General features: G+C 73.4%; 21 protein-coding genes. 12 read left to right on the top strand and 9 right to left on the bottom strand.

Annotation, left to right across the window (positions count from 1 at the left end; translation table 11 throughout):
• Positions 1 to 3: 3 nt before the first annotated feature.
• Entirely contained in the window at positions 4 to 999 is a 996-nt protein-coding gene (locus E1265_RS02940) for an ATP-binding cassette domain-containing protein (protein WP_132928606.1), read from the top strand.
• Positions 996 to 1,757 (top strand): ABC transporter permease, encoded by a 762-nt coding sequence (locus tag E1265_RS02935; protein ID WP_132928605.1) that lies wholly within the window; start codon positions 996 to 998, stop codon positions 1,755 to 1,757. The genes E1265_RS02940 and E1265_RS02935 overlap by 4 nt, the downstream gene beginning before the upstream one ends.
• Here E1265_RS02935 and E1265_RS02930 read toward each other — a convergent pair.
• Positions 1,653 to 4,967 carry a BTAD domain-containing putative transcriptional regulator gene (locus E1265_RS02930; protein WP_132928604.1) on the bottom strand — a complete coding sequence of 1,105 codons (3,315 nt, stop codon included), beginning with the start codon at positions 4,965 to 4,967 and terminating at the stop codon, positions 1,653 to 1,655. The genes E1265_RS02935 and E1265_RS02930 overlap by 105 nt on opposite strands.
• Before the next feature lie 266 nt (positions 4,968 to 5,233).
• Here E1265_RS02930 and E1265_RS02925 point away from each other — a divergent pair, with 266 nt between their 5' ends.
• Positions 5,234 to 6,400, top strand: a complete 1,167-nt coding sequence (locus tag E1265_RS02925; RefSeq protein ID WP_132928603.1) for a Cmx/CmrA family chloramphenicol efflux MFS transporter — start codon at positions 5,234 to 5,236, stop codon at positions 6,398 to 6,400.
• 297 nt (positions 6,401 to 6,697) lie between these two features.
• On the opposite strand, the gene E1265_RS02920 is transcribed toward E1265_RS02925, so the two are convergent.
• Positions 6,698 to 7,297, bottom strand: a complete 600-nt coding sequence (locus E1265_RS02920) for a TetR/AcrR family transcriptional regulator (RefSeq protein ID WP_132928602.1) — start codon at positions 7,295 to 7,297, stop codon at positions 6,698 to 6,700.
• 90 nt (positions 7,298 to 7,387) lie between these two features.
• Between E1265_RS02920 and E1265_RS36770 the strand changes: the two genes are divergently transcribed.
• Complete coding sequence (locus E1265_RS36770) at positions 7,388 to 7,555, top strand: hypothetical protein (protein ID WP_165953627.1); 168 nt, start codon at positions 7,388 to 7,390, stop codon at positions 7,553 to 7,555.
• 22 nt (positions 7,556 to 7,577) lie between these two features.
• The gene (locus E1265_RS02915; protein ID WP_132928601.1) at positions 7,578 to 7,757 is read left to right on the top strand and encodes a DUF6191 domain-containing protein; all 180 of its coding nucleotides are present in this window, start codon (positions 7,578 to 7,580) and stop codon (positions 7,755 to 7,757) included.
• Between the two features lie 24 nt (positions 7,758 to 7,781).
• Here the strand turns inward: E1265_RS02915 and E1265_RS02910 are convergent, their stop codons facing one another.
• Positions 7,782 to 8,396: a Uma2 family endonuclease gene (locus E1265_RS02910; RefSeq protein ID WP_132928600.1), complete on the bottom strand. Its 615-nt coding sequence runs from the start codon at positions 8,394 to 8,396 to the stop codon at positions 7,782 to 7,784.
• 138 nt (positions 8,397 to 8,534) lie between these two features.
• Here E1265_RS02910 and E1265_RS02905 point away from each other — a divergent pair, with 138 nt between their 5' ends.
• From E1265_RS02905 to E1265_RS02890, 4 genes are all read left to right on the top strand, one after another.
• Positions 8,535 to 9,752 carry an amidohydrolase gene (locus tag E1265_RS02905; RefSeq protein WP_132928599.1) on the top strand — a complete coding sequence of 406 codons (1,218 nt, stop codon included), beginning with the start codon at positions 8,535 to 8,537 and terminating at the stop codon, positions 9,750 to 9,752.
• Between the two features lie 223 nt (positions 9,753 to 9,975).
• Positions 9,976 to 10,611, top strand: a complete 636-nt coding sequence (locus E1265_RS02900; RefSeq protein WP_132928598.1) for a TetR family transcriptional regulator — start codon at positions 9,976 to 9,978, stop codon at positions 10,609 to 10,611.
• Positions 10,612 to 10,710: 99 nt separating this feature from the next.
• Positions 10,711 to 12,261, top strand: coding sequence for an FAD-dependent monooxygenase (locus E1265_RS02895; RefSeq protein ID WP_132928597.1), 1,551 nt, complete (start codon positions 10,711 to 10,713; stop codon positions 12,259 to 12,261).
• 146 nt (positions 12,262 to 12,407) lie between these two features.
• Positions 12,408 to 12,899: a ricin-type beta-trefoil lectin domain protein gene (locus E1265_RS02890; protein WP_165953626.1), complete on the top strand. Its 492-nt coding sequence runs from the start codon at positions 12,408 to 12,410 to the stop codon at positions 12,897 to 12,899.
• Positions 12,900 to 12,948: 49 nt separating this feature from the next.
• Here the strand turns inward: E1265_RS02890 and glgB are convergent, their stop codons facing one another.
• From glgB to E1265_RS02865, 5 genes are all read right to left on the bottom strand, one after another.
• Complete coding sequence (gene glgB / locus E1265_RS02885; RefSeq protein ID WP_132928595.1) at positions 12,949 to 14,820, bottom strand: 1,4-alpha-glucan branching protein GlgB; 1,872 nt, start codon at positions 14,818 to 14,820, stop codon at positions 12,949 to 12,951.
• Positions 14,821 to 14,892: 72 nt separating this feature from the next.
• Positions 14,893 to 16,344 (bottom strand): phosphotransferase, encoded by a 1,452-nt coding sequence (locus E1265_RS02880; protein ID WP_132928594.1) that lies wholly within the window; start codon positions 16,342 to 16,344, stop codon positions 14,893 to 14,895.
• 182 nt (positions 16,345 to 16,526) lie between these two features.
• Positions 16,527 to 18,254 (bottom strand): maltose alpha-D-glucosyltransferase, encoded by a 1,728-nt coding sequence (gene treS / locus E1265_RS02875; protein ID WP_132928593.1) that lies wholly within the window; start codon positions 18,252 to 18,254, stop codon positions 16,527 to 16,529.
• The gene (locus E1265_RS02870; protein ID WP_132928592.1) at positions 18,241 to 20,286 is read right to left on the bottom strand and encodes an alpha-1,4-glucan--maltose-1-phosphate maltosyltransferase; all 2,046 of its coding nucleotides are present in this window, start codon (positions 20,284 to 20,286) and stop codon (positions 18,241 to 18,243) included. The genes treS and E1265_RS02870 overlap by 14 nt, the downstream gene beginning before the upstream one ends.
• Before the next feature lie 189 nt (positions 20,287 to 20,475).
• Positions 20,476 to 21,483, bottom strand: a complete 1,008-nt coding sequence (locus E1265_RS02865) for an iron-siderophore ABC transporter substrate-binding protein (protein WP_243740496.1) — start codon at positions 21,481 to 21,483, stop codon at positions 20,476 to 20,478.
• A gap of 128 nt (positions 21,484 to 21,611) precedes the next feature.
• On the opposite strand from E1265_RS02865, the gene E1265_RS02860 reads away from it, so the two are divergent.
• From E1265_RS02860 to E1265_RS02850, 3 genes are all read left to right on the top strand, one after another.
• A complete protein-coding gene (locus tag E1265_RS02860) occupies positions 21,612 to 22,676 on the top strand; it encodes an iron ABC transporter permease (protein ID WP_347877144.1) in 1,065 nt (354 codons plus the stop codon).
• Positions 22,673 to 23,737 carry an iron chelate uptake ABC transporter family permease subunit gene (locus E1265_RS02855; protein ID WP_132928591.1) on the top strand — a complete coding sequence of 355 codons (1,065 nt, stop codon included), beginning with the start codon at positions 22,673 to 22,675 and terminating at the stop codon, positions 23,735 to 23,737. The genes E1265_RS02860 and E1265_RS02855 overlap by 4 nt, the downstream gene beginning before the upstream one ends.
• Before the next feature lie 544 nt (positions 23,738 to 24,281).
• Positions 24,282 to 25,046 carry an ABC transporter ATP-binding protein gene (locus E1265_RS02850; RefSeq protein ID WP_207930933.1) on the top strand — a complete coding sequence of 255 codons (765 nt, stop codon included), beginning with the start codon at positions 24,282 to 24,284 and terminating at the stop codon, positions 25,044 to 25,046.
• Here the strand turns inward: E1265_RS02850 and E1265_RS02845 are convergent.
• Positions 25,037 to 25,885 carry a pectate lyase gene (locus E1265_RS02845; protein WP_243740495.1) on the bottom strand — a complete coding sequence of 283 codons (849 nt, stop codon included), beginning with the start codon at positions 25,883 to 25,885 and terminating at the stop codon, positions 25,037 to 25,039. The genes E1265_RS02850 and E1265_RS02845 overlap by 10 nt on opposite strands.
• Between the last annotated feature and the right edge of the window lie 18 nt (positions 25,886 to 25,903).

The following is a 25,903-nucleotide window of genomic DNA, read 5'->3' as shown; positions in this document are numbered from 1 at the left end:
CCCATGCGCTACGCCTTCCAGGCCCAGGGCCTGGTCAAGCGCTTCGGCGACACCACCGCGCTGAACGGGGTGGACCTGGCCGCCAGGCCGGGCACCGTGCTCGGGGTGCTCGGCCCCAACGGCGCGGGCAAGACGACCGCGGTGCGGATCCTGGCGACGCTGCTGCGGCCCGACGCGGGCCGGGCGGAGGTGGCCGGGTTCGACGTGGTGCGGCAGGCCGAGGAGGTGCGTCGGCGGATCGGTCTCACCGGCCAGTACGCGTCGGTGGACGAGGACCTGACCGGCACCGAGAACCTGGTGATGATCGGGCGGCTGCTCGACCTGTCCCGGGCCGAGGCCAGGACGAGGGCGGCCGAGCTGCTGGACCGGTTCGACCTCGCCGACGCGGCCGGGCGCCGCGCCGGCACCTACTCGGGCGGCATGCGCCGCCGCCTCGACCTGGCCGCCAGCCTGGTGGCCAGGCCCGAGGTGGTGTACCTGGACGAGCCCACCACCGGGCTCGACCCGGCCAAACGGGACGACGTCTGGGGGCTGGTGCGGGAGCAGGTGGCAGAGGGCGCCACGGTGCTGCTGACCACCCAGTACCTGGAGGAGGCCGACGCGCTCGCGGACGAGATCGCCGTGATCGACCGGGGCGCGGTCATCGCGCACGGCACCCCGCACGAGCTCAAGGCCGTGGTCGGCGACCAGACCCTCCAGGTGCGGCCGCTCGACGAGGACCGGCTGCCGGAGGTGGCCGAGCTGCTCGAACGGATCGCGGGGCAGCGCCCCGACTCGCCTGGCCGGGGGGTGCTCAGCGTCCCGGTCGACGGCGACGCCACGTTGCGGCCCCTGGTGGCCGGGCTCGCCGAGCGCGGCATCGTCGTCACCGAGCTGTCGCTGCGGCTGCCCAGCCTGGACGAGGTCTTCCACGCCCTCACCGGCGACCGGCCCGGCGCCGGCCGCCAGGCCGCGAAGGCCGCGATGGACTCGAAGGCCTCGAAGGAGGTGGTCGCATGAGCACCCGCCTCCTCTCGCACAGCCTGACCCTGGGCCGGCGCAGCCTGGTCAAGATGCTCCGCACCCCCGAGCAGCTGGTCGACGTGACGATGCAGCCGATCATCTTCGTCGTGATGTTCGTGTACCTGCTGGGTGGCGCCGTCTCCGGGTCGACCAGTGAGTACCTGACGTTCCTGCTGCCCGCGATCATGGTGCAGACGGTGGTCTTCGCCTCGGTGCCCACCGGGGTCAACCTCAACGCGGACATCAAGAAGGGCGTCTTCGACCGCTTCCGCAGCCTGCCCATCGCGCGCTCGGCGCCGCTGTTGGGCGCGGTGCTCGGCGACATGGTCAGGTTCGTGGTCTGCGTCGTGGTGCTGCTCGGCTTCGGCTACGCGCTCGGCTTCCGGATCGGCACTGACCCGCTGTCCGCACTCGCGGGCTGCCTGCTGGTGATGGTGTTCGCGTTCTCGCTGATCTGGGTCTCGGTGCTGCTCGGGGTGACCGCGAGGGAGCCGGGCAGCGTGCAGGGGATCATGTTCCTCGCCATGTTCCCGCTCACCTTCGGCACCAACATGATCACGCCCACCGAGACCCTGCCCGGCTGGCTCCAGTGGTGGGTCAAGGTCAACCCGGTGACGGACGTGATGGAGGCGGCCCGCGGACTGCTGACGTCAGGACCGGTCGCCGGCCCCGTCACCAGCACCCTGCTGTGGTCGGCCGGCCTGTTCGCGGTGTTCTTCCCGCTCGCCGTCCGGGCCTACCGCCGCACGACGTAGTTCGCCGTCCCGCCCCGCCGCCGCGGCGCGCAGCACGTTGATGGCGGCGTCGCGGTCGAGGCCCCTGCCCCGTCCGAGCGCGGCGGCGTACGACTCGGCGCCGAGCGCGGCCGGCAGGCGGACGGCGAGCGTGGTGGCGTCCCGGCTGCCCAGTTCTGGCATGCCGCGCAGCGCCTCCGCCGCGCCCAACGTCTCAGCGGCCAGGGCGGGTTCGCCCCGCTCCTCGCACAGCCGGGCCACGGCGACACCGACCCTGGCCGCCACCGGCATGTCCCAGGCCGTGATCGCCTCCTCAAGTGCCGGGCGGAGGAGGGCGCCGGCGGCGCCCGGGTCGTTCTCGGCCATGGCGACCATGGCCAGGCCGGCCCGCACCAGCGCGCTCAGCTGGGGCTGGACGAAGGTGCGGCGGTTGACGTGCCGCATCGCTGTCTCGAAGTGCTTCCTGGCCTCGGCAGTGTCGCCCGCCCGACGGGCCAGATCGCCGAGGGCGAGCCGCAGGTGCCCCACCCGGTAGCCGGCGCCGCGCCGGTCCGCCTCCTCGGCGAGCGCCATCAACTCCTGGCGGACGCTGTCGAGTTCGCCCTGCTCGGCCCGGACGACGGCCAGCAGCGCACGCAGCTGGTGGATGTCGGACTCGGCGCGCAGCTCGCTCATCAGCCGCAGCGCCTCGGTCAACGCGGCGCGCGCCTCGTCCAGTTCGCCGCGCTGGCGGCGCAGCTCGCCCAGCGTGGTCAGCGCCATCCCGAGTCCCCAGCGGTCCCCGGCCTCCCGGAAACCGGCCACCGCAGGACCCAACTCCTCCCAGACTCCGCCGGGATCGCCGTCGTTCTCCCGGATCGCGGCCCGCAGCAGCCGCAGCATCGCCCGGGTCCACGGGTCCGGGTGGTCGAGCGCCGCCGCGGAGAGCCGTAGCCCGTCCACGGTGCGGTCGTCGAACATCGCGAGTGCCGGCTGCAACGCCCCGATCAGGGGCAGCAACCCCGCGTCCACGTCGGGGCGCGCCAGCTCGGCGCGCAGCCGCTCGGCCTCCGGCCGGGCCTCGTTCGGGCGACCGGTCGCCCCGGCGTTGAGCACGAACAGGCCGCGGGCCACGGTGCGTGCCACCCACGGGGACTCGCCCGGTACGGCGAGCGCGAGCCGCAACCAGTGGGCGGCCTCCGCGTGGTGGCCGCGCATCGTCCAGTACAGGCCGAGCGCCGCGACGAGACGGACGGCGGTGTCCGCGTCCCGCACGGCCACCGCGTGGTGCAGGGCGGCCAGCAGGTTGTCCCGCTCGACGTTCAGCGTGGCCAGCCAGATGAGTTGGGCCGGCCCGCGCAGGTGCGGCTCGGCGGTCTCGGCCAGCCGCAGGAAGTACGCGGCGTGCGCGTCCCGCATCTCGCGGGTCAGCCCGGCCGCGGCAAGACGTTCGCCGCCGAACTCGCGCAAGGTCTCCAACATCCGGAACCTGGGACCCGACTCTCCGCCCCCTTCCGCGAGTTGGAGCAGCGACTTGTCGGCGAGCGAGGTCAGCGCCTCCAGCGCCTCGCCGGCCGGCAGCCCGCAGACCCCCTCGGCGCTCTCCGCCGTGACCCCGCCGGCGAACACGGCCAGCCGCTCGGCGAGCCGCCGCTCCGCCTCCGGCAGCAGCTCCCAGCTCCAGGCGACGACGGCGCGCAGCGTCTGGTGGCGGGGTAGCGCGGTGCGGCTGCCGCCGGTCAGCAGCCGGAACCGGTCGTCGAGGCGGGACGCCAGGTGCTCCGGGTCGAGGGCGCGCAGCCGGGCCGCGGCCAGCTCGATGGCCAGCGGCAGCCCGTCGAGCCGGCGGCAGATCTCACGCACCGCCGCGACGTTGCCGTCGTGCACCGCGAAGCCGGGCCGCACGGCGGCGGCCCGGTCCGCCAGCAGCCGCACGGCGGGGGAGGCCGCGGCCTCGGCGGCCCGCGCGCCCGGCGGCGGCAGCCGCAGCGGCGGCACGGGGGACAGCGCCTCGCCGAAGACGCCGAGCGGCTCCCGGCTGGTGGCGAGCACCCGCAGCTCGGGGCAGCGGCCGAGCAGCTGGTCGGCGAGCCGGGCCGCCGCGTCCACCAGGTGTTCGCAGTTGTCGAGCACCAGCAGCGCCCGGGCGCCGGACAGCGCGTCGACGAGCAGGTCGAGCGCGTCCCGCGGGGTGGCCGGCGGGCGGCGTTCGAGGATGCCCTGCGCGTGCCCGCCCAGCGCGTCGAGCGCGGCCCTTGGCACGTCGTCCGGCTTGCCGACCGAGGCCAGCTCGACCAGCCAGACGCCGCCGGGGAAGTCGCTCGCCTGCTCGGCCGCCGCCGTGGTGGCCAGCCGCGTCTTGCCGGCGCCGCCGGGGCCGACCAGCGTCACGAGCCTGGCCTCGGCGAGCCGCTTGCCGACCAGACGCAGCTCCTCCTCCCGGCCGACGAAGCTGGTGAGGGCGGCCCGCAGGTTCCCGGCCGGCGGCCGGGGCTCCGGCGCGAGCGCCGGATCGGCGCGCAGCACCGACAGGTGCAGCTCGCGCAGTTCGGGCGCCGGGTCGGTGCCCAACTCCTCGGCCAGCAGCGCCCGGTACTCCTCGTAGCCGGCCAACGCCTCGGCCTGCCGGCCGGCCGCGTAGCGGGCCCGCATCAGCAGCGCCCGCGGCCGCTCCCGCAGCGGGTGCTCGGCGACCAGCGCCTCGAGGTCGGCCAGCACGGCCCCCGGCCGCCCGGCGGTCAACTCGGCCTCGGCCAGGTCCTCGACGGCGGCGTCGCGCAGCTCGGCGAGCCGGGCAGCGGCCGCCGCCGCGTAGGGCGCGTCCCCCGCGTCGGCCAGCGCGGGCCCCCGCCACAGCGCCAGCGCCTCGCGCAGTGCCCCGACCGCCGCGGCCGACTCGCCACGGCCGAGCGCGCGCCGGCCCGCGTCGGCAAGCCGCTCGAACCTGGCCGCGTCCACCCTCTCCGGCTCCACGGTGAGCCGGTATCCGCCGGGCTCCGAGACGACGAGCCCCGGCTCGGGCAGCACCCGGCGCAGCCGGGAAACGAGGGACTGCAGCGCGTTGGCCTGGTCGCCGGGCGCCGCGTCCCCCCGGTCTCCCCACAGCGCGTCGGCCAGCGCCTCGCCGCTCACCCGCGCCCCGGCGTCCAGCGCCAGCCTGATCAGCAACGCCCGCAGCCGCGCGCCGCCGACGCCGACGGCCTCGCCCTGCGCCGAAGTGACCTGAAGCGGCCCGAGGATGCGGATGTGCACGTCGGTCAGTCTCTCACTGGCCGAAGGAACCGGCCGAAGGAAAACGACTGGACAGGCGGTCGCCGCGCTCCCTACAGTCGGCGATCATGCGCAGCCCTGAGCCCGCCGCCCCCGAGTCCGACAGAGCCTAGCCACCGGCGTCCGGTGGCTGTCCGCGCTCTCCACTCCGCCCCCTTCGAGGGGCGTCGCGCGCCCTGATCCCCTCCGCACGCCGGCGTGACCGTTCGACGTCATCCGCTCCTTGTCCGTGGCTGTGGGGTTCCGCTGTGCCTTTCGTGCTGTACGTACTCGCCCTGGCGATCTTCGCCCAGGGCACCTCCGAGTTCATGTTGGCCGGCCTGGTGCCGGACATCGCCGCCGACCTCGGGGTCTCGGTCGGCGCCGCCGGTGCGCTGACCTCGGCCTTCGCGGTCGGGATGATCGTGGGCGCGCCGTTGATGGCGGTCCTCGCGATGCGCTGGCCGCGCCGGCTCGCGCTGCTGGCCTTCCTGGTCGTCTTCCTGCTGGTGCACGTCGTGGGCGCCGTGACCACCAGCTATCCGGTGCTGCTCGCCACCCGCGTGGTGGCCGCCCTCGCCAACGCCGGCTTCCTGGCCGTGGCCCTGGCCGCCGCCACCGCGCTGGTGGCGGCCGACGCCAAGGGCCGCGCCACCTCGGTTCTGCTCGGCGGCGTCACCCTGGCCTGCGTCGCCGGGGTGCCTGGCGGCGCGCTGCTCGGCCAACTCTGGGGCTGGCGCGCGGCGTTCTGGGCCGTGGCGCTGATCTCGGTGCCGGCGGTGGTGGCCATCGTGCGGTCCGTGCCGGGCGGCGCGGCCGACCCGGCGGGGGCCGGGGGCGCGCGCGGCGAGCTGCGCGCGCTGCGTCGGCCGCGCCTGCTGCTCCTGCTGGTGCTCGGTGCGCTGGTCAACGGCGCGACCTTCTGCACCTTCACCTATCTCGCGCCGCTGGCCACCGAGGTCACGGGGCTCGGCGACGGCTGGGTGCCGGCGCTGCTCGCGCTGTTCGGCGTCGGCTCGTTCCTCGGCGTGACGCTCAGCGGCCGGGTCGCCGACGCGCGGCCGACGCCGCTGCTGGTCGGCGGCGGCCTCGCGCTGCTCGCCGGCTGGACGGCGCTGGCGCTGGCCGCCGGCACGCCGCTGGCCGTCGTGCCGCTGGCCCTGGTGCAGGGCACGCTGTCGTTCGCCGTGGGCTCCACGCTGATCGCGCGCGCCCTCTACGCGGCGACCGAGGCGCCCCGCCTCGGCGGCGGCTTCGCCACGGCGGCGCTCAACGTGGGCGCGGCGCTTGGCCCCTGGGCCGGCGGCCTCGCCATCGACGCCGGCCACGGCTACCGGTCCGCTCCCTGGGTGAGCGCCGCGCTGCTGGCCCTGGCCCTGGCGGGTGCGGCGCTCACCGCGACGCGGGCCCTGCGGGCGGCCGAGCCGGTCGGCTAGCCGCCGACAGCTCAGGCGCGTGCGTCGCCCGCCTTCGCCGTTCGTCCGCGACCAGGCCGGCTCGGTGAGGCGCGGACGAACGGCCGCGACCAGGTCGGCACGGAGTGGTCCCCGGCCTCCGGCCGGAGCGCGCTGCGGCTCGGCCGACCGCAGGAGCCCGAGGTGTCAGCCGGCGTCGTTCAACCAGACGTGTTCGACGAACGGCGGCCCCGGGCTCTCCGGCGCCTCCGCTCCCCCCGCTCGTGGGCCTCCTCGCGGCGGGGCCGGCGGCAGCCGGGACGTAACCTTGGCCAACGCTCATTGGGGGAGCGCGGCGGCGAGCAGCGCCTCGGCGGCCTCGAAGGCCGTGGCCGCCGCGTCGGCCTCGCCGGCGATGGCGAAGCTGACGATCGAGCCCTCGTGCAGGCTGAGCAGCTGCACGGCGAGCCGGTCGGGGGCGGCGGCCCCGGCCGCGGTGAGCTCGCGGTGGAAGAGATCGCGCAGCCACTTCTTCTCGGCGACGATCACCTGCCGGCCCGGGTGCTCAGGCTCCGGCAGCTCGGCGAAGGCGTTGATGAAGCTGCAGCCGCGGTCGGAGTCGCCGAGCCACTCCGGCAGCACCTCGAACGGCACGAGTGCCCGGCGCACCGGGTCGCCCTCCGCCGCGTCGAGGCGGTCGGTGATCAGGTCGCGCCAGCGCTGGTCGCGGGTCTCCAGATAGGCGACCAGCAGGCCCTCCTTGGAGCCGAAGCGGTCGTAGAGGGTGCGCTTGGTGACGCCCGACTCGGCCGCGATGGTGTCGACCCCGACCGCGTGGATCCCGCGCCGGTAGAACAGCTCGGACGCGACGGCCAGGATGCGCCGGGCGCCCGGAGTCAACTGGTCGGCGCGCGTGGCGCCGTCCGTCGCCTGAGCCATCGGTTTCCCCCTTGACTTCACAGGTCTGTATACCTAGTCTCGACTACGGAACTTCACAGATCAGTATAGTCGGAGGCAATCATGGAGCGGATGCTGCGACCGCTGGCCCGGTTCGTGCGCGAGGTCGGTTACGGCGTCCACGCGGGGAACGCCATCCGCCACGGCCAGCCGCTCGACCCGCCCACCCGCCAGGCCACCGGCCTCGCCGAGCCGCCCCCGGCCCCCGCGCGCCGTGACCGGCGCCGCCTCGGGGGCTAGGCTGCCGGCGAGGGGAGGCAGCGTGTACTACGTCCTGAACGTCACCGAGGAGTTGTTCCTGCCGGGCAGCCGCCACACCCACGCGGAGCGCAAGCGGCTCGAGCTGAGCAAGGTGGAGGAGGGCACCGCCGACCCCGGCCGCGGGCCCATAGACCTCGACTCGGGCCGCGTCCTCATCAGCCTCCCGCCGGCGGTCGGCTAGCCGACGTCAGTCGGCCGCGAGCCGCTACGCGCGGCCCAGCAGGGTGTCGACATCGAGCTCCACCGCGGCGCCGATCGACTCGGGCAGGGTGAACGACTCCCCGGGGCGGTAGACCGACCGCGACCGGTACTCGCCCTCCAGGGGGTCGGTGAGCAGCACCGCCTCGCGGTTCTGCCGGTCGCCGATGAGGTAGACCGGGACCTCCGCCTGGGCGTAGACGCGAGGCTTCATCATCACGTCGTTGGCACGATTCGTCGAGGTGATCTCGACGACCAGGCGGAAGGCGGACGGCGCGTAGCAGTTGTACGGCATCTGGTGGTCCTCGAAGTCGCCGTCCACGACGGCGAGATCGGGTACCACGTGGTCGAACGTGCCGGTGGGAAGCCATAGCCCCACGCCTTGGACGACCAGGGTCTCCTTCCCGTGCAACGCGGCCAGGGCCAGGGTCAGGCCGGTGAGGGACCTGGCGTGTTGGCCGTCTGCTGGTGGGCTCACGGTGAGTGCTCCTCCGATGATCTCCGGGCGGAAGCCGGGCATGTTCCGATGCACCGTCTCGGCGAGATCCAGCAGATTGGGTGTCACTTCCAGGGCGGCAGGCGGCTCGAAGGGCGTGACGGGGCGTTCAGGGGCGATGGTCATGTCGGTGCTCCTGTCTCCCTCGCGGGGCATGGACCTCACCTCTGATCTTGGAGTCGGACAACGGTCACCAGAATCGATTCTGCCAGGTCAGGAGGGGTGAACGCGGGATGATTCGACGTTGAGATAGGTTCATGGGCCATGGATATAGCGATCAGATCGGGTCATGTCGTGCCCGTGGACGGGGAGTCCATCGAGGGTGGGACCGTGCTCGTCATCGGAGGGAAGATCGCCGCCGTCGGGCCCGACGCGGAGGTCAGCGTGCCGGAGGGGGTGCGCACGGTCGACGCGGCCGGGAAGTGGGTGCTGCCCGGGTTCGTCGAGGCGCACGGGCACATCGGCGTGCACGAGGAGGCCGAGGGCTGGGCCGGCCAGGACACCAACGAGATGACCGACCCCAACGGCGCCAGGATGCGGGCGCTGGACGCGATCAACCCGGCGGACACCGGCTTCGGGGACGCCCTCGCCGGCGGCGTCACCAGCGCCGTGATCAAGCCGGGTTCCGGCAATCCGATAGGCGGCCAGACGGTCGCCGTGAAGTGCTGGGGCCGCAGCGTCGACGAGATGCTGGTCAGGCAGCCGGTGAGCGTCAAGAGCGCGCTGGGCGAGAACCCCAAGCGGGTGTACGGCGAGAAGAAGCAACTGCCCTCCACCCGACAGGGCGTGGCCGCCGTGATCCGGGACGCCTTCACCAAGGCGCAGGACTACCAGGCCAAGCGGGACCACGCCGCGGAGGAGGGGAAGCCGTTCGAGCGCGACCCCAGTCTCGAGGTGCTGGTCAAGGTGCTCGACGGCGAGCTGCCCTGGTGCCAGCACACCCACCGGGCCGACGACATCGCCACCGCGCTGCGGCTCGCCGACGAGTTCGGCTACCGGGTGGTCATCAACCACGCCACCGAGGCCCACCTGCTCGCGGACGAGATCGCCCGCCGCGGGGTGCCGGTGATCAGCGGCCCGCTGTTCACCACCCGCAGCAAGGTCGAGCTGCGCCAGCGCACCCTGGCCAACCCGGGCATCCTCGCCCGCGCCGGGGTCAAGGTGGCGATCACCACCGACCACCCGGTGGTGCCGATCAACTTCCTGGTGCACCAGGTGACGTTGAGCGTCAAGGAGGGCCTCGACCCGGCCGAGGGCATCCGCGCCATCACGGCCAACCCCGCCGAGATCATGGGCCTCGACGACCGCGTCGGCTCGCTGAAGCCCGGCCTCGACGGCGACGTGGTGATCTGGTCGGGCGACCCGCTCGACGTGATGAGCCGCGCCCTGCGGGTCTTCATCGAGGGCCGCGAGGTCTACACCTACGACGAGGAGAAGCGGGCGGGCCAGGTGCTCGACCCGTACTACCGCGAAGCGGCCTGACGGCCTTCGCGGCGGTGGGGTCCGCACCGTGGGCCCCACCGCCGGTCACCGCAGGGCGACGGCGTTGGCGGGGGAGCCGACGCCGCCGGTCAGGTAAGGGCTTCACCGTGACCAGCAGGCGGGCCTCGGTCGGAGGGCGGCCGGCGGCACGAGCGAGGCCCTCTAGAAATTTGCCGCATCGGAAACTTTTCCGTTGCAGCAAGTTTTCTGTAGGGTGGTCGGCATGACACCGGACGCCGACGCTCCCCTCGGTCTGCGGGAGCGCAAGAAGCGGGAGACCCGGGTCGCGCTGAGCCGCGCCACCATCCGGCTGTGTGTCGAGCGCGGCTGGGGGAACGTGACGGTGGAGGACATCGCCGCCGCCGCGAACGTCTCGGTCCGCACCTTCCGCAACTACTTCTCCGGCAAGGCCGAGGCCATCGCCGCCAGCCACGTGGAGCGCATGCTGCGGATCGCGGACGAACTCCGTGCCCGACCGGCGGCCGAGCCGCTGTGGGACGCGATCACTGGCGTCGTGCTCGCCGAGTTCGGCGGGCCGGCCGAGCCGGCGGGCGCCGAGTCGCCGCGGGAGCGCCGCTGGCGTGACGGGGTCCGGCTGATGCTCGCCGAACCGGCCTTGCAGGGCGAGATCGTCAAGGCCGACGCGGCGGCGCAGGGCGAGTTGGCCCAGGCCGTCGCCGAGCGCATCGGTTCCGACGCGGCGCACGACGTCTATCCCAAGCTGGTGGCCGCCGTCGTCGGCGCCGCCAGCTCGGTCGCCGTCGAGCACAGCCTGACGGCCGAGCCGCCGACCGCCGTCGGCCCGGTCCTGGCCGAGATGCTGGAGCGGCTGGCCGTGGGCCTCCGCGCACCGTCGTAGGCGCGTACCGGCACATTGATCGATCCCACCCGGTTGTTCCCCGGGCGATCCGCCCTGCCCTTTTCTCTTCGAACCCATCCCTCAGAGAGGCGCGTACTCGTGATCGTCGATGTCGTCATAGCCGGCGGTGGCCCCAACGGGCTGATGCTCGCCTGCGAACTCAGCCTGGCCGGCAGCCGCCCCGTCGTGTTGGAGCGGCTGCCGGAGCCCAGCGAGGAACCGAAGGCCAACGGCCTGCTCGGGCAGGTGGTGCGCCTGGTCGACCACCGCGGGCTGCACGAGCGGCTCGGCGGCGGCCAGAACCCGCCCCAGCCCAACACCCACTACTTCATGTTCGCCGCGATGGGCCTGGACCTGGGCCTGCTGCCCGCCAGCCCGATCTTCGGCCTGCCCGTGCCGCAGCGGGAGATCGTGCGGGTCCTCGAAGCACGCGCCGCCGAACTGGGCGTGGAGATACGCCGGGGACACCAACTCGTCGGACTGGCCCAGGACGACGATGCCGTCACCGCCGACGTCATGGGCCCCGAAGGGGACTACCGGCTACGGGCGCGCTACCTCGTCGGCGCCGACGGCGCGCACAGCGTCACCCGCAAGCTGTCCGGCATCGGCTTCCCCGGCGTCAGTTACGACCGAAGGACCTCCCGCACGGCGCACGCCACGGTCCCGGCGGAGTGGGTGGACCCCGCGACGGGCGCCCTGACCGTGCCGGGCCACGGCACCATCCGGCCCTTCCTGCCGCTGCGCACCGAGCACGGCGGCTTCTCCTACGCGCCGTTCCCCGGCCACCCGCCGCTGATCAGCACCACCGAGTGGGACCAGACGGAGAGCGAGGAACCCATGAGCCTCGACGAACTCCAGGCCAGCGTCCGCCGCGTGCTCGGTGCCGACCTGCCGCTCGACCCGCCCGTCGGCGAGGAGCACCCCGTGCTGCGCCGGCTGACCGGCGGCAACACCCGGGTCGCCGAGCGCTTCAGGGACGGCAGGGTGTTCCTCGTCGGCGACGCCGCCCACGTCTACGCCGAAGGCGGCGGCCCCGGCCTCAACCTCGGCCTGCAGGACGCGGTCAACCTCGGCTGGAAGCTCGCCGCCGAACTGCGCGGCGGCGCCCCGGCCGGGCTGCTCGACACCTACCAGGCCGAGCGCCGGCAGGCCGCCGACCGCATGGTCATGAACGCGCAGGCGCAGTCCGCGCTGTCCGCCCCCGGCGGCGACGTCACCGCGCTGCGCCGGCTCTTCACCGAGCTGCTGGGCCAACGGGACGTCGTCCAGCACCTGGCCGCCCTCGTCGCCGGCGCCGACGTGCGCTACGACATGGGCGTCGAGGAACCCCACCCGGCCGTTGGCTGGTTCGCCCCCGAGCTGGCGATCGACACGGCGAGCGGCACCGTCCGCCTCGCCGAACTCACCCGCGCCGCACGCCCGTTGCTGCTCGACCTCACAGACGAAGGATCGGCCGCCCGGGCCTTGGAGGGTCGCGAGGAGCAGCTGGACATCGTCACCGCGCTGCCCGGGACGCCCACCCCGGAGGTCACGGCCCTGCTGCTCCGCCCGGACTGCCACGTGGCCTGGGCGACGGGCTCGCGGCAGCCGGCGGCGGACGAACTGGAATCGCTCCGCGCGGCGGCCCGCCGCTGGTACGGCACGCCGTAACCGCGGGGGCCGCTCGCCGTCCGTGTCGTTTTCCTGGACAAGTGGGCGCAGAGAACGTGGAGTTCGGCTGGACTTCACGATAGAGACGCCCGTCGTACATGATCGCGTTCGCGGGCGTTCCCGCGCTGGCGGCACCGTGCCGGGGCATGAGAATCGTTAACTGGCGCAAGCGTTCGGTGTTCGTCGCCGCGTGCGTCGCCATGCTGTTCACGGCCTCCGGCTCCCTGACCTCGGCGTCGGCTGCGAACGTTTACTGGACCTTCAAGAACCATGGGAACGGCAAGTGCCTGACGGCCTCCTCCCAGGGGACCGTCTGGGTCGCCGCCTGCACCGGTGGTAGAACCCAGCAGTGGGACTTCTGGGGCGGCTCCGAATACGCGATCCTGCAGAACCGGGAGACCGGCCAGTGCCTGCGGACCGACGCCAAGTCGGACCGGAACGCCGTCTGGACCACCGCCTGCGACGTCAACCACGCCGGCCAGTACTGGTCTCTCCAGTCCGGCCGCATCCGCGCGTGGGCACACGAGGGGGGCCAGCTGCGGACCAGCCCTTCGGACAGCAACGCCGTCTACAACCAGAGGCCGTCGGACAGCGACGTCCCCGCCGCCTACTACACGTGGACGGGCACGCACACCTGAGCCCATGACCCCGGCCCCACGAGATCACCCGCGGAGTCCTGACACGGCACTAGGCCGGCCGTAGCCACAGGGTGGCCAGCGGCGGGAGCGTCAGCGTGATGCCGTCGTCGTGGTGCTTGATCGGCTCGGAGTGGGTGAGGCCGGTGCCGCCGTAGCGCTCCGCGTCGGTGGTGAGGAGTTCGGTCCAGGCGGGGATGTCCGGCGGGGCGGGGACCGGGTAGTCCTCGCGGACGACGGGGCAGAAGTTGCTGATCGCGAGCAGCGGCGGGCCGGCGGCCGGGTGGCGGAGGAAGGCCAGCACGTTGTCGTCGGCGCGGTCGGCGGTCAGCCAGCCGAGGCCCCCGGGGTCGTGGTCGAGCTCCCAGAGGGCCGGGGTGGCCAGGTAGTGGTGGTTGAGGTCGGCGACCAGACGCTGGACGCCGCGGTGGTCCTCGGCGGCCGGCCAGTCGTCGTCCAGCACCCACCACTGCGGGCCCGCGACGTCCGACCACTCGGTGCCCTGGGCGAACTCCTGCCCCATGAAGAGGAGTTGCTTGCCGGGGTGGGCCCACATGAAGGCGAGGTAGGCGCGGTGGGTGGCCCGGCGCCGCCACCAGTCGCCGGGCATCTTGGCGACCAGCGGGCGCTTGCCGTGGACCACCTCGTCGTGCGAGACGGGCAGGACGTAGTTCTCGCTGAAGGCGTAGGAGAACGAGCAGGTGATCTCGTCGTGGTGGAAGCGGCGGTGCACCGGGTCGCGCGAGAGGTAGCGCAGCGAGTCGTGCATCCACCCCATGTTCCACTTGAGGTCGAAGCCGAGGCCGCCGGCCGCCGTCGGCCGGGTGACGCCCTCCCAGGCGGTCGACTCCTCGGCCATGGTGAGCACGCCGGGGCAGCGGGCGTGCACGGTCGCGTTGAGCTCGCGGAGGAAGGAGACCGCCTCCAGGTTCTCCCGACCGCCGTGCGCGTTGGGGGTCCACTGGCCGTCGCCGCGCGAGTAGTCGAGGTAGAGCATCGAGGCGACGGCGTCCACCCGCAGGCCGTCCAGGTGGTACTCCTCGCACCAGTAGACGGCGTTGGAGATCAGGAAGTTGCGCACCTCGGGGCGGCCGTAGTCGAACTCCAGGGTGCCCCAGTCGGGGTGTTCGGCGCGGCGCGGGTCCGGGTGCTCGTAGCAGGGGGTGCCGTCGAGGCGGGCCAGCGCCCAGTCGTCCTTGGGGAAGTGGGCGGGGACCCAGTCCATGATCACGCCGATGCCGGCCCGGTGCAGGGCGTCGATCAGGTGCTTGAGGTCGTCCGGCGTGCCGAGGCGGGCCGTGGGCGCGTAGTAGCCGGTGACCTGGTATCCCCAGGAGCCGCCGTAGGGATGCTCGGCTACGGGCATCAGCTCGACATGGGTGAAGCCCAACTCGTTGAGGTAGGGCGGGAGTTCGCTGGCCAGCTCGCGGTAGCCGAGGCCGGGGCGCCAGGACGCGGCGTGCAGCTCGTAGACGGCGAGCGGGGCGCGGCGCGCGTCCCGCCGTCGGCGCTCGGTCAGCCAGGCCGCGTCCCGCCAGCGGTACCTGGAGGCGTGCACGACGGAGGCGGTGTCCGGCGGCCGCTCGGTGCGGCGGGCCATCGGGTCGGCGCGCAGCGAGCGGTCGCCGTCCGCGCCCACGATGTCGAACCGGTAGCGGGCGCCGGGGTCGAGACCCGGCACGAACCCCTCCCAGACACCGGAGTCCCCGAGGCGGCGCAGCGGGTGGCGGGTGCCGTCCCAGTCGTCGCGTTCGGTGGCGAGGCCGACCCGGCGGGCGCCCGGCGCCCAGAGCGCGACGTGGCTGCCGCGCACCCCCCGGTGGCGCGTGGGATGGGCGCCCAGGACGTCCCACAGCCTGGGGTGGCGGCCACGGGCGATCAGGCGGAGGTCCGACTCGGTGAGGAGGGGAGTGGTGCGGGGCACGACGGATGGGCTCCTGCTCGGCTCGGTCGGTGGCGGTGGGTGGTGTCGGGTGGGTGGCGTTGGTCGCCGACGTCAGTCGGCGGTCGCGGCCAGCCGGCGGATGGCCGTCATCGGGACGTGCAGCCAGTGCGGGCGGTGCCTGGCCTCGTACAGCACCTCGTAGACGGCCTTCTCCGTCTCGTGGGCGCGCAGCAGCGCGAGCTGGTCCATCGGGTCGAGCCCCGACGCCTCCGCGTAACCCCGGCAGTAGGCGGCCCGGTTGGCGCGTGACCAGGACTCGGCCCAGGAGCCGCCGGTGCCCTGCTGGCAGGCCGCGTAGTCGAACGACCGCAGCATGCCGGCGATGTCGCGCACCGGGGGCCCCGGGCGGCGACGGTCGGTGAGCGGGCGGGCCGGCTCGCCCTCGAAGTCGATCAGCGACCAGCCGCCGCCGGCGGTGCGCAGCACCTGGCCCAGGTGCAGGTCACCGTGGAGCCGCTGCACCCGGCACTCGCCGCCGCGCGCCGCGAAGTCGACCAGCGCCTGGTAGGTGCGGCGAAGACCGGCCTGGTAGGGGCGGAGTGCGGGCACCGCGGCGGCTGCCTCGGCCAGCCGCTCGGCCATGCCAGCCGCGGCCTCCTCCAACTCTGGGCGGCCGAGGGTGGCGGTGGGCAGCGCGGCGGCCAGGGCGGTGTGGACCTCCGCGGTGGCCCGGCCGAGGGCGCGTGCGGCGCCGGTGAAGTCGGTGCGCTGGGTGAGCGAGGCGAGGGCGAGCTGCCAGCCGTCGGCCGAACCGGCGAGGTAGGGGGCGAGCACGCCGAGGGTCAGCGGCTCGGTCGGCTGGCCGAGGAGGGCGGCGCCGGGGAAGGACGCCTCGAACCAGGCGGCGGGCGCCGGCACCCGGGCACAGCCGGCGGCGGCCAGCGCGAGGGGCAGTTCGAGGTCGGGGTTGACCCCGGGGCTGACCCGGCGGAACAGCTTGAGGATGTGCGCCTCGCCGTAGACCACCGAGGAGTTGCTCTGTTCGCCGGTGAGCATCCGGGCGGTGAGCCCCGAGGGGATCGTGGCGCCGGGGGCACGGCCGAAGCTGAGGGTGCCGTGCCGGCCGGGCGCGCGCAGCCGCTCCAGCATCAGGGCGGCGAGCCGGGTGTCGTGCAGCGCCTCGTAGACGACCCGGCCGCGCAGCGGGCCCTCGTTCGGCCGGCCGACGAAAGCCGGGGAGAGCGTGGGCGGCAGCACCGGGCGGACGCCGAGCAGCAGTTGGTAGCAGTCGTCGGGGGTGGTGTCGCGGGCGCCGCCGTGCCGGGCGCGGACCAGCAGGTGCAGCAGCCCGGGTCCTTGGCCCACGCCCGAGCAGGGCAGCAACTCGGTGGCGGAGACCAGGGTGAGGGAGCTGAGCGGCCGGCCCTTGCCGGCGAACCAGCGTTGCCTGGGCAGCCAGCGGGCGAGCGGTCCGGTCAGGGAGCGCAACAGGGCGCTGCCGTGCGGCGCGGAGAGCTGTGGGAGGCGGGCGTGCACCGTCCGGGGCGAGGAGCTGTCCGTCATGGCGTCCTTTCCCCGGGAGAAATATGTCCCGAAGTGTCCCGGAAGATGGGCCGGGTTGTCCGGCGGTTCGGGACGTGTCGTGAAGGAACGGCCGTGCGGGTGAGCTCGGAACCGCCCGGATGGCGGCCCACGGAGGCCCCGGGCCGCGGCCCTGCGGCTGCGGCCCGTGGTCGTTGGTCGGGTCAGGACGCGTCGGTCGGCGCGGAGGCGCCCCGCTCCGGCCTGCGGAGTCGGAACCAGTAGAAGCCGTGCCCGGCGAGCGTCAGCAGGTAGGGCAGTTCGCCGACGGGCGGGAAGCGGACGCCGCCGATCAGTTCCACCGGGACGCGGCCGACCCAGGAACGCAGGTCGAGCTCGGTGGGTTGGGAGAAGCGGGAGAAGTTGTGGACGCACATCACCAGGTCGTCCCCGTGCTCGCGGAGGAACGCCAGCACGGCGGGGTTGGACGAGGGCAGCTCGCTGTAGGAGCCCAGCCCGAACGCCGGGTTCTGCTTGCGGATCTCGACCATCCGGCGGGTCCAGTGCAGCAGCGAGGCGGGCGAGGCCATCGCCGCCTCCACGTTGGTGACCTGGTAGCCGTAGATCGGGTCCATGATGGTCGGCAGGAACAGTCGGCCCGGGTCGCAGGAGGAGAAGCCCGCGTTGCGGTCCGGCGTCCACTGCATCGGGGTGCGCACCGCGTCCCGGTCGCCGAGCCAGATGTTGTCGCCCATGCCGATCTCGTCCCCGTAGTAGAGGATCGGCGAGCCGGGCAGCGACAGCAGCAGCGCGGTGAACAGCTCGATCTGGTTGCGGTCGTTGTCCAGCAGCGGCGCGAGCCGGCGGCGGATGCCGATGTTGGCGCGCATCCTCGGGTCCTTGGCGTACTCCGAGTACATGTAGTCGCGCTCCTCGTCGGTGACCATCTCCAGGGTCAGCTCGTCGTGGTTGCGCAGGAAGATGCCCCACTGGCAGTGGGCGGGGATCTGCGGGGTCTTGGCCAGGATCTCGGAGACCGGGTAGCGGGACTCGCGGCGCACCGCCATGAAGATGCGCGGCATCACGGGGAAGTGGAACGCCATGTGGCACTCGTCGCCGCCCTTGTCGTAGTCGCCGAAGTAGTCGACGACGTCCTCCGGCCACTGGTTGGCCTCGGCCAGCAGCACGGTGTCGGGGTAGTGGGTGTCGATCTCCTCGCGCACCCGGCGCAGGAACGCGTGGGTGGCAGGAAGGTTTTCGCAGTTGGTGCCCTCCTGCGCGAACAGGTAGGGGACGGCGTCGAGGCGGAAGCCGTCGATGCCGAGGTCGAGCCAGAAGCGGAGCGCGGAGAGGATCTCCTCCTGGACGGCCGGGTTCTCGTAGTTGAGGTCCGGCTGGTGGGAGAAGAAGCGGTGGAAGTAGTACTGCTTGCGGATGGGGTCGAAGGCCCAGTTGGAGGTCTCGGTGTCGACGAAGATGATCCGGGCGTCCCCGTACTGCTTGTCGTCGTCGGCCCACATGTAGTAGTCGCCGTAGGGGCCCTCCGGGTCACGGCGGGACTCCTGGAACCAGCGGTGCTGGTCGCTGGTGTGGTTCATGACGAAGTCGATGATGACCCGCATGCCGCGCTGGTGGGCGGCGTCCACGAACTCGACGAAGTCGGCCAGGTCGCCGAACTCCGGGAGCACGTCGGTGTAGTCCGAGACGTCGTAGCCGCCGTCGCGCAGCGGCGACTTGAAGAAGGGCGGCAGCCACAGGCAGTCGACGCCCAGCCACTGGAGATAGTCGAGTCTGGCCGTGATCCCCTTCAGATCGCCGACCCCGTCACCGTTGCTGTCCTGGAAGGAACGGACCAGGACCTCGTAGAAGACCGCGCGCTTGAACCACTCGGGGTCCAGCTCGCGGGCTGGCGTGTCCTCGAAGGTGTCGAGGACCGGCTCATTGACGCTCATGGTTGGGTGACCCTCCGGTCTGTGAGGACGGTCGCAGGGCCAGGATGTGGGCGGACGAGGCGTACGCATCCGCACGGCCCGGCTCAAGCCGCACATAGTTGTCCCTGCCCCAGTAGTAGGTCGCACCGGTGAGCTCGTCGCACACCGGAAAGGGTTCGGCGCCACCCACCTGCGCGGGCGTGAGACCGCACCCTTCGAGTTGCGCCAAGTCCAACGAGATCGTCGCTTCGTGGGTGTGGTGCGGATCGAGGTTGACCACGATCAGCACGCAGTCGGCGTGCGGTGTCCGGGTGCGCTTGGAGTAGGCCAGGATGTGCTCGTTGTTGGTCCGGTGAAAGTGCAGGTCGCGCAGGCGGCGCAACGCCGGGTGGCGGCGGCGCAGGGTGTTGAGCGTGGTGATGAGGGGGGTGAGGGAGCGACCCTCGGCGTCCGCTTTGTCCCACTCCCGGGGGCGGAGTTGGTACTTCTCGGAGTCCGCGTACTCCTCGCTGCCCGGCTCGGCCGGGGTAGCCTCGCACAGCTCGTAGCCGGCATACATGCCCCAACTCGGGGAGAGCGTCGCCGCGAGGACGGCGCGCGTCTCGAAGGCCGCGCGCCCGCCGCGCTGCAGGTAGGCGTGCAGGATGTCCGGTGTGTTGACGAAGAAGTTGGGGCGCATGTAGGCGCTCGCGGGGCCGGTGAGCTCGGTGAGGTACTCGGTGAGCTCCTGCTTGGTGTTGCGCCAGGTGAAGTAGGTGTACGACTGCTGGAAGCCGATCTGGGCCAGGGTGTGCACCATCGCGGGCCTGGTGAACGCCTCGGCGAGGAAGATGACGTCCGGGTCGGTGCGGTTGATCTCGGCGATCACCTTCTCCCAGAAGACCACGGGCTTGGTGTGCGGGTTGTCCACCCGGAAGATCCGCACCCCGCGCGCCATCCAGAAGCGCAGCAGCCGCAGCGTCTCGTTGACCAGGCCGCGGAAGTCCTGGTCGAACGAGATCGGCACGATGTCCTGGTACTTCTTCGGCGGGTTCTCGGCGTGCGCGATGGTGCCGTCGACGCGTCTGCGGAACCACTCGGGGCGCTCCTTGACCCAGGGGTGGTCGGGGCTGCACTGGAGGGCGAAGTCGAGCGCCACCTCGAGGCCGAGCCCGGCGGCCGAGGCGACGAAGTGGTCGAAGTCCTCGATGGTGCCGAGGTCCGGGTGGATGGAGTCGTGGCCGCCGGCCGGCGAGCCGATGGCCCACGGCGAGCCGACGTCGTCGGGCCCGGCCGTGAGGGAGCCACCGGGGCCCTTGCGGAAGGAGGTGCCGATGGGGTGCACCGGCGGCAGGTAGACGACGTCGAAGCCCATCCGCGCGATCGCGGGCAGCCGCTCGGCCGCGGTGCGCAGCGTGCCGGAGACGGGGGGCGCGCTCCGGCGCGGCACGGCGCCCTCGGAGCGCGGGAACATCTCGTACCAGGAGCCGAACAGCGCGCGCTCGCGCTCCACGACCAGGGGCAGCGGGCGTGAGGTGGTGAGGAGTTCGCGCAGCGGGTGCCGGGTCAGCGCCTCGACCACCTCGGGCGCGCACGCGGCGGCGAGCCGGTCGGCGTCCTGGCGGTCGGCGTCGCCCAGCGCGGCGGCGGCGACCAGCACGGCGTCCCGTCCCGCGGCCCGCGGGATCTGGGCGGCGGCCTGGCGCAGCAGCGTCGCGCCCTCGGCGAAGGTCAGCTCGGTGTCGGTGCCGGCCGGGATCTTGATCAGGGCGCGCTCGCGCCAGGTGGTGACCGGGTCGCCCCACGCCTCCACGGCGTAGGTCCAGCGGCCCTCGCTGTTCGGGGTGACGTCGGCGCCCCAGCGGTCGGTGCCGGGGGCGAGTTCACGCATCGGAGTCCAGGGTCCGCCGCGGCCGTTGGGGTCGCGGAGCACCACGTTGGCGCCGACCGCGTCGGCGCCCTCCCGGAAGACGGTGGCGGTCACCTGGAACGTCTCGCCCGGCACGGCCTTGACGGGGCGTCTGCCGCAGTCGATGCGGGGCTGGACGTCGAGGACGGGGATGCGACCGATCATCTGAGTATCACCTGAGCCGGCTTGGGGATTGAGGGTCTTTGTCCTTTGTATCTGTTTCATCCCTGAGTGGTGGCGAGTGGGCGTGTTCGTGCGGTGGCGTGTCCAGCCGGCGTGTCCGGCCGGCGTGGCAACGCGAAGGGGCCCGGACCGAGGTCGGTCCGGGCCCCCGCGCCGCGTGGCGCGCGCCTGCTACCGCGCGTCGTCCACGCCGAAGATCTCCGCCATGTCGTCGAGCACCTGGTTGGCGCCCTGGAGGGACACGGACGTCATCCAGATCTCGTCCCGGACCTCGTACGCGTGCCCGTTCTGGACGGCGGTAAGGCGCTCCCAGAGGGGATTGGCGAGGAATCTCTCCCGCCGCTCCTCGCCGCCCGAGTAGGAGGTGTAGAAGAGGACGTCGGCGTTGGCCTGTTCGATCTGCTCCTCGCTGATCTCGATGTTGAACTCCTCGGGGTCGCGCTGGTTCTCGGGCCGCGCGAGACCCATGTCGGAGAGGATGATCCCGCTGAAGGTCTTCGGCAGGTAGATGCGGGTGGGGCCGTCGAGGAAGCGGACGATGGAGACGGTCGGGTCGCCGAGCTCCTCGTTGACGGCCGCGCCGATCGCGGCCGCGCGGCTCTCGTACGCGGCGATCTGCTCGGCCGCGCTGTCCTCCTCGTTCAGCGCCTCGGCGACCAGTTCGATGTTCTCCTTCCAGCTTGGGCCCGTGGTCGCGACGAAGACGGTGGGCGCGATCGCGGAGAGCTGGTCGTAGAGGTCGTCGTGGCGGACGGTCGCGGAGATGATCAGGTCGGGCTGGAGACTGGCGATCAGCTCCAGGTTCGGGCTCTCCAGCGGGCCGACCTCCTCGGTCTCGGCCACGGCGTCGCCCAGGTACTCGGGGAAGCCGCCGAGGTCGCGGTAGGAGGAGATGCCGCCGACCAGGTTGCCGTCGAGCGTGACCACGGCCTCGACCAGGCTGTTGTCCAGCGCGACGATCCGCTCCGGCCTGGCCTCGAGGACCGTCTCCCCCTTGTCATGAGTGATGGTGCGGGGGTAGGCGGCGTCCGAGGCGCCCGCCGAGGCCGCCGGGTCGTCCGCCGCGCCGTCGTCCTCGGACCCGCCGCAGGCGGTCAGGGCGCCGGCCATGGCCAGCGACAGCAGCAGGGTCGCGAGCCGGCCGCGCCGGCGGCCGCTCCGGTTGAGGGTGCTGATCACGAAACTCTCCATCGTGTAGTTAGGCAAGCCTAACCTTCATAGGATCCGTGTGAGAATACCCGTTGGTCCGGTCCCACACCATATGGGGTGGAGGACGGGGTGACTTAGGTCTGCCTTACCGTGTCCTGGTGCACCTGAAGCCCGTCCCCGTCCCCGTGGCCGCGAAGCCGCCACCTCCCGCCCCGCCGGGGCCGCCGCGCGCCCGGCGCGCGCTGGCGCTCCCGGTCCTGTGCGTCGCGCTTCTCGTCGTCTGCTGCGCCTCGTTGGCCATCGGCACCAAGTCGGTACCGCTCTCCGACGTGTTGGCCGCCATCACCGGCAGCGAGGAGGGCGACGCGGTGGTGGTCCGCGAACTCCGCGTGCCGCGTACCCTGCTCGGGCTGCTCGCCGGGCTCGCGCTGGGCGCGGCGGGCGCCGTCGCCCAGGACATCACCCGCAACCCGCTCGGCGACCCCGGGCTCATCGGGGTGAGCGCCGGCGCCTCGTTCGCCGTCGCCGCCGGCATCGGCCTGCTCGGCCTCACCCACTCCTACCAGTACATCTGGTTCGCCTTCCTGGGCGGCGCCCTGGCCGGCCTCGTCGCCTACACGGTCGGCGGCACCGGCTACGGCGGCGCCACCCCCGCCAAGCTCGCGCTGGCCGGCGCGGCGGTCACCGTGCTGCTCGACGCCTTCACCAACGCCCTGGTGCTGCTCGACGTCCGCACCCTCGACCAGTACCGCGCCTGGGCCGTCGGCTCGTTGGCCGGCCGCGACCCCGAACTCGCCCCACAGCTCGCCGTGTTCGTCGTCGTCGGCCTGGTGCTGGCCGTCGCGCTCAGCGGCCGGCTCAACGCCCTGGCCCTCGGCGACGACCTGGCCACCACGCTCGGCACCCGCGTCAGGACCACGCGGGCGCTGGGAGCCGTCGTCGTGATCCTGCTCACCGGCGCCGCCGTGGCCGCCTGTGGACCCGTCACCTTCGTCGGCCTCGTCGTGCCGCACGTCGTGCGCGCCTTCACCGGGCCCGACGCCCGCTGGCTCGTGCCGTGCTCAGCGCTCGGCGGCGGCGTGCTGCTGATCGGCGCCGACGTCATCGGGCGCGTCGTCGCCCGACCCGCCGAACTGGAGGCCGGCGTGGTCACCGCGCTCGTCGGCGCGCCCTTCCTGGCGCTGCTGGTCAAGCGCGGCAAGCTGCGGGAGCACACCCGATGAGCCCGACGAGGGAACTGCGCCTGAGCGTTGGCCCCGCCGGCGCCCGCCTGCGGCCGAGGGTGGCGCTCACCGTCGGCCTCCTGGCCGCCACCGGCTTCGCCGGCCTGGTCGCCTCCGTCTCCTTCGGCACCTTCGCGATCCCGGTCGGCGACGTGCTCGGCGCGCTGTTCGGCGGCGGTCCTGCCGACGCGCGGCTGATCGTCCACGACCTGCGGCTGCCGCGGGCGTTGACCGCGGTGCTCGCCGGGACCGCGTTCGGCCTCGCCGGCGCGGTCTACCAGGCCGTCACCCGCAACCCGCTGGCCAGCCCCGACCTGATCGGCGTTTCGGCGGGCGCGGGGGCCGGCGCCGTCGCCACCATCATGTTCGGCGGCGTCACGGCGGCCGGCGCCGCCAGCTTCGGCGCCGTCCCGTTCGGCGCGCTGGCCGGGGCGCTGGCCGCCGCCACGCTCATCTACCTGCTCGCCTACCGGGGCGGCACCGTCTCCGGCTACCGCTTCGTGCTGGTCGGCATCGCGGTCAACGGCGCGCTGGCGGCGCTCACCCGCTGGATGCTGGCCCGCGCCGACATCGACCAGGCCGCCCGCGCCATGGTCTGGCTCACCGGCAGCCTCAACGGCCGCGGCTACGAGCACGTCCGCTGGGCCGGGCTCGCGCTGCTGCTGCTCGTCCCGCTCACGCTGGCGCTGATCCGGCCCTACCAACTGCTGCAGTTCGACGACGACACGGCGCGCGGCCTCGGTATGCCGCTGGCCCGCGCGCGGATCGCGCTGCTGGTGCTGGCCACGTGCCTCGCGGCGCTCGCCACCTCGGCGGCCGGACCGGTGGCCTTCGTCGCGCTCGGCGCGCCGCACATCGCCCGCCGCCTCGCCGGCACGGCCGGCATCCCGCTGATCACCAGCGGCCTCACCGGCGCGGCGCTCCTCGTCCTCGCCGACCTGGCCGCGCGGCTCGTCCTCGACCCGATCGAACTCCCGGTCGGCATCATCACCGGCGCCGTCGGCGCCCCCTACCTGCTACTGCTCCTGGCCCGCGCCAACCGGGCCGGAAGGGGAGGCTGACGTGTCACTACCGTTGGGTGAAGCGGAGTCCAACCACCACGGCCCGCCGCCGGCGCCTGCCGGCGGGGACGGGGCCACGTCCGGCGCCACCGGTTCGCCTGGCGGCGAGCCTGAGGCCGGCGCGGCCGGCCCGACGGCCGAGCCCGCCGTGTCACCCGCGCTGACCGGCGCCCTCCCGGCCGATCGCGCCGAGCCCGGGCCGGGCTCGGCACCTGTCCGGCCTGGCGGCCTGCCGCCCAGCCGCCGGCGGGGCCCGGCCGACTCGCCTGGCGGTGGGCCCGGTTCGGCGCCGGCGCCTGCCGGCGGGGGCCAGGTTGTGTCCGGTTTGGCCCGCCCTTCGGCCGGCCTGCCGCCGGGTGCCGTTGGTTCGCCCGGCGGTGGGCCCGGCTCGGCCGGGCCGGTGGTCCGGCCACCGGCCGGTGAGGCCGGCTCGGTTCGCGCGGCGCGCGCGTCGGCACCGGTCGGCTCGCCCGGCGCCAACGGCGCCAACGGCGCGGCCCCCGCCGGGCCCGCGCCGGTAGGCGCTCCGCTTCGGGGCGAGGGGCTGCGGCTCGGGTACGGGGAGCGGATCGTCGCTGAGGGGCTCGACCTGGAGATTCCCGGAGGGCTCGTCACCGCGCTGGTCGGGCCCAACGCGTGTGGCAAGTCCACCGCGCTGCGCGCGCTCGCGCGGCTGCTCAGGCCGTCAACGGGCGCCGTCCACCTGGACGGCGCGGACATCGCGCGGCTCCCCGCACGTGCACTCGCCCAGCGGCTCGCGCTGTTGCCCCAGAGCCCGGCGGCGCCCGACGGGATCACCGTGCGGGACCTGGTGGCGCGCGGCCGTACCCCGCACCAGCGGTGGTGGCGGCAGTGGTCGCGGGAGGACGAGGCCGTCGTGGACGCGGCGCTCGCCGCGACCGGCACCGCCGAGCTCGCCGAGCGGTCCATCGACGAGCTGTCCGGCGGCCAGCGCCAACGCGTGTGGATCGCGATGGCGCTGGCCCAGGACACCGGCGTGCTGCTGCTCGACGAGCCGACCACCTACCTCGACCTCGCGCACCAGGTCGACGTCCTGGAACTCGTTGCCGGCCTGAACCGGAACGACGGCAGGACCGTCGTCATGGTGCTGCACGAGCTCAACCTCGCCTGCCGCTACGCCGACCACCTGATCGCCATGCGCGACGGACGCGTGGTCGCCGCCGGGTCGCCGGGGGAGATCGTCACGCCTGAGCTCGTGGAGGCCGTGTTCGGCCTGCGAGCCGCCGTGATCGCCTGTCCCGTCGCCGGGACTCCCCTGGTGATCCCCGAGGGGGGACGTCACCGGTAGGTGATGTCCGAGGCCGAGTAGCGGCAGTGGGTGCCGTCCGCGTCGGAGCCCGCCTCGTCGGGCTCGTCGCCGTCGTCGTTGCCGACGTACTTCTGGCAGGGCACGACGTCGCGACCCGAGTCCCCGACGATCGTGACGTTCCGCAGGGTGGCGGTGTCCCCGTAGTTCTCGTTGATGCCGACGAGGCGGTCGGCGGGCACCGTCACCTCGACGCCGTCCAGCACGATGTCACGCTGGTACTGCGTCGAGCAGTTGCCGCACGAGCGGACGAGGGTGGCGAAGTCCTCGGCCACGAAGTTCCGCACCGTCAGCGTCCCGCCGCCGTTGTGCTGGAACACCTTGTCGTCGCCGGCCACGGCCGCGCCGCCGGAGACCGTGAACTGCGAGCCGTCGCCACCCCGGAAGGTGGCGGCGTCCTCGCCGATGTTCTCCCACCAGACGTTGGTCAGCGTGCAACTGTCGTAGCAGTGCACGCCGTCCACGCCGGGTGAGCCGATGATGACGTTGGACAGCGAGCCGCCGTCCTCGACGCGGAAGACCGGCAGCTGGTCCTCGTTCTGGTCGCCGGCGCCCAACTCGGGTCCGGGGACGTAGCGGACGTTCTCGCCGTCGAACGGCTCGTCGACCAGGATGGTCTCGTTGACGACCACCTCGTCGGTGGGGGTGGGGAAGTCGGCGGCCAGCGGACGTTCCGCGGCCGGGGTGCTGGTCGTCGGCTCCTCGGCGCCGGCGCCGCCGGCCAGCGTCGTCAGACCCGCGGCGGCGAGCACCGCGGCGAGGCCGATCGACAGCAGCGACCGGACGCCCCGGGTACCGGGTTGGCGATGTGGGGATCGCACGTTGACGCTCCAATGTCT

It is taken from the genome of Streptomyces sp. 8K308, from assembly GCF_004348315.1.
Taxonomy (GTDB): domain Bacteria; phylum Actinomycetota; class Actinomycetes; order Streptomycetales; family Streptomycetaceae; genus Streptomyces.
The sequence above is the reverse complement of the archived record's forward strand: the minus strand, read 5'-3'. Positions and strand labels throughout refer to the sequence as shown.

What these genes read in the sequence shown, in the direction of transcription:
- E1265_RS02940 (WP_132928606.1), top strand. Translation starts at nt 4, where the DNA reads ATGCGCTACGCCTTCCAGGCCCAGGGCCTGGTCAAGCGCTTCGGCGAC.
- E1265_RS02935 (WP_132928605.1), top strand. Translation starts at nt 996, where the DNA reads ATGAGCACCCGCCTCCTCTCGCACAGCCTGACCCTGGGCCGGCGCAGC.
- E1265_RS02920 (WP_132928602.1), bottom strand. Translation starts at nt 7,297, where the DNA reads ATGGCTCAGGCGACGGACGGCGCCACGCGCGCCGACCAGTTGACTCCG.
- E1265_RS36770 (WP_165953627.1), top strand. Translation starts at nt 7,388, where the DNA reads ATGCTGCGACCGCTGGCCCGGTTCGTGCGCGAGGTCGGTTACGGCGTC.
- E1265_RS02910 (WP_132928600.1), bottom strand. Translation starts at nt 8,396, where the DNA reads ATGACCATCGCCCCTGAACGCCCCGTCACGCCCTTCGAGCCGCCTGCC.
- E1265_RS02905 (WP_132928599.1), top strand. Translation starts at nt 8,535, where the DNA reads ATGGATATAGCGATCAGATCGGGTCATGTCGTGCCCGTGGACGGGGAG.
- E1265_RS02900 (WP_132928598.1), top strand. Translation starts at nt 9,976, where the DNA reads ATGACACCGGACGCCGACGCTCCCCTCGGTCTGCGGGAGCGCAAGAAG.
- E1265_RS02890 (WP_165953626.1), top strand. Translation starts at nt 12,408, where the DNA reads ATGAGAATCGTTAACTGGCGCAAGCGTTCGGTGTTCGTCGCCGCGTGC.
- E1265_RS02880 (WP_132928594.1), bottom strand. Translation starts at nt 16,344, where the DNA reads ATGACGGACAGCTCCTCGCCCCGGACGGTGCACGCCCGCCTCCCACAG.
- treS (WP_132928593.1), bottom strand. Translation starts at nt 18,254, where the DNA reads ATGAGCGTCAATGAGCCGGTCCTCGACACCTTCGAGGACACGCCAGCC.
- E1265_RS02870 (WP_132928592.1), bottom strand. Translation starts at nt 20,286, where the DNA reads ATGATCGGTCGCATCCCCGTCCTCGACGTCCAGCCCCGCATCGACTGC.
- E1265_RS02855 (WP_132928591.1), top strand. Translation starts at nt 22,673, where the DNA reads ATGAGCCCGACGAGGGAACTGCGCCTGAGCGTTGGCCCCGCCGGCGCC.